Source organism: Marinimicrobium sp. UBA4209 (genome assembly GCF_002381585.1).
GTDB classification, from domain to species: Bacteria; Pseudomonadota; Gammaproteobacteria; order Pseudomonadales; family Cellvibrionaceae; genus Marinimicrobium; species Marinimicrobium koreense.
Genome location: NZ_DFTP01000002.1, coordinates 260 through 3,020 on the forward strand (window position 1 = coordinate 260; position 2,761 = coordinate 3,020).

Genomic DNA, 2,761 nt, shown 5'->3' on the forward strand with positions numbered 1-2,761 from the left:
CATCATCCAGGTTGCGCTCGCCGTCTGTCACACTCTGAATTTCCCGGTCCAGCTCATCGAGCAGCACCACCGCCCGGGCGCTGGTGGCGCCGGCCGAACGTTTCTTACGCAGGGTTTTCACTTCGCTACCCCAGTCGGCCAAACCTTCCATAATTCGCGTGCGTCGGGCTTCGGTCAGCGACCCGGCCCGATACAGCAGTTCCACCGCATAAAATTCCGCCAGCCCCTCGACCAACCAATCGCTTCTATCACGGCTGTCTATCCGGGTGACCACATGGATCAGCTCGTGAATGACCGTGCTGGTTCCGTTTTCGCTGACCATGGGCCGGTCGCCGTGGAGAAACAGGGCATTGGGGCCAGATAGGGCGCCGCGCCACATGGGGTCGCCGTGGCCGATGACCGCGAATTTGGGGGGCGCGGTTTGAAATGCCTGTTCGACCTCGGGCCAGACGTTGGTGATCAGGGTCACCACATCCATCCGCCGCAGGCTGCTGCCCTTTGGCGCACTGACCACCAACTCGGTCTCACCCAGCTTCTCCCGGCGGGTGCCCAGTTGTCCGGCAATCATCCAGCCAGTGGGCCGGTCGAAGCGCCGCTCGGGGTTGTCGATCCGAAACCGGCGTGCCCCCTCTTTATCCCAGCCGGTGGTGACGCTGGTCCAATGCTTCGGTAACGAAAATTCCAGCCAGGCCTCGGCGTAAACCTTACCTGCTGTCCGCACGCGGGCCGCCGGAATGATGTCGTCGCCCCGAAAGATGGCCCAGTTCTCGGTCATCAGAGAGTCGTACTCGCCCGGGTCGCGCTCGTGGGACACTTCTACGTGCAGGGTTAAACGGGCGTTGCGCTTGGGCGGCGTCCAGAGTGCGCGATCGTCTTCGATTTTCAGCTCGCCGTTGGCTTCCAGATTGGAATAGCGGCCGGAGCTGAGATCAAAATCCAGTAATTTCAGCAGGCCCCGGTGGTCGCTTTCAATCACCACCTCGGCGCGGTCGTGTTCGGGGTTCAGGGTGACGTGGTAATTGAGGGGGTAGGTCGGGTTCTCTGCGTGGGTGGCGAGAGACATCAAAAACGTTAAAATAACAAACAGTAATCGCATAGCGTCCGCCGGTGATTGGAAGCAAGTGACCCGTAGGTCGGATTAGCACGGCAGTTCGCGTAGGGCGGATAAGCGAAGCGCATCCGCCGTTGCCGTCCCAACTACGAATCTATCCCCAACGTATCCCACAACGCATTCACGCGCTGCTTGACCTCGGGGTCCTGCACAATAGGACTGCCCCATTCGCGATCAGTTTCACCGGGCCACTTGTTGGTGGCATCCAGCCCCATCTTCGAACCCAATCCGGACACCGGCGAGGCGAAGTCCAGGTAATCAATGGGGGTGTTATCCACCAGCACGGTATCCCGGCTCGGGTCCATGCGGGTGGTGATTGCCCAGATGACATCCTTCCAGTCCCGCGCATTGACATCATCATCCACCACAATCACAAACTTGGTGTACATGAACTGACGCAGGAACGACCAGACGCCCATCATCACCCGCTTGGCGTGACCGGGGTACTGTTTCTTCATGGTCACCACCGCCATGCGGTAGGAGCAACCCTCTGGCGGCAGATAGAAGTCCACAATTTCCGGGAACTGCTTGCGCAGAATCGGCACGAACACCTCGTTCAGTGCCACGCCGAGAATGGCCGGTTCATCCGGCGGGCGGCCGGTGTAGGTACTGTGATAAATCGGATCTTTGCGGTGGGTGATGCGCTCCACGGTAAAGACCGGGAACCGATCCACCTCGTTGTAGTAACCGGTATGATCCCCAAACGGCCCCTCATCGGCCATATCGTCCGGGGCGAGATAGCCTTCCAGAATGAATTCGGCGGAGGCGGGCACCTGAAGGTCGTTGGTCTGGCTTTTCACCACTTCGGTTTTGTCGCCCCGCAACAATCCGGCGAACCCGTACTCGGACAAAGTGTCTGGTACTGGTGTGACCGCGCCAAGAATGGTGGCCGGGTCCGCGCCCAGCGCGATGGAGACCGGGAAGGGCTCACCCGGGTGGGCTTTCTGCCAGTCCCGAAAATCCAGAGCGCCGCCGCGGTGGGCGAGCCAGCGCATGATCAACCGGTTCTTGCCGATCTTCTGCATCCGGTAGATGCCCAGGTTCTGTCGCTCTTTTTCCGGGCCCCGGGTAATCACCAGCGGCCAGGTGACCAGCGGGCCGGCATCGCCCGGCCAGCAGGTCTGAACGGGGAGCCTGTCCAGATCCACCGCGTCGCCTTCCAGTACCACTTCCTGACAGGGCGCCTTGCGCACGACCTTCGGGCCCATGTTGAGGACCTGTTTGAAAATCGGCAGTTTCTCCCAGGCGTCTTTGAAGCCTTTGGGGGGCTCGGGCTCTTTCAGAAAGGCGAGCAGCTTGCCCACTTCCTGCAGGGCTTCCACGGATTCTTCACCCATGCCCAGCGCCACCCGCTCAGGAGTGCCGAACAGGTTGCCCAGCAACGGAATATCGTAGCCCTTGGGGTTTTCAAACAGCAGGGCGGGGCCACCGGCACGCAGGGTGCGGTCGCAGATTTCCGTGATTTCCAGGTAGGGATCGACTTCGGCGGTGATGCGTTTGAGTTCGCCGCGTTGTTCGAGCAGGTGGATGAAGTCTCGGAGGTCGCGGTATTTCATAGGCGAGGGGCGTCGAGGGAGATTATGTTAGGGGCGTTTTGGTAACGGCGGATGCGCGTCGTGGTGTGGTTACGGCGGATGCGGCCGTTGGCCT

General features: G+C 60.7%; 2 protein-coding genes. Both read right to left on the minus strand.

Annotation, left to right across the window (positions count from 1 at the left end; all coding sequences use genetic code 11):
* Positions 1–1,096, minus strand: a 1,096-nt coding sequence (locus B3187_RS00080; RefSeq protein ID WP_286804105.1) for a hypothetical protein, incomplete at its 3' end; no start/stop codon positions are given.
* Between the two features lie 101 nt (positions 1,097–1,197).
* Positions 1,198–2,667, minus strand: coding sequence for a 4-hydroxy-3-polyprenylbenzoate decarboxylase (gene ubiD, locus B3187_RS00085; RefSeq protein ID WP_286804106.1), 1,470 nt, complete (start codon positions 2,665–2,667; stop codon positions 1,198–1,200).
* Positions 2,668–2,761 lie beyond the last annotated feature (94 nt).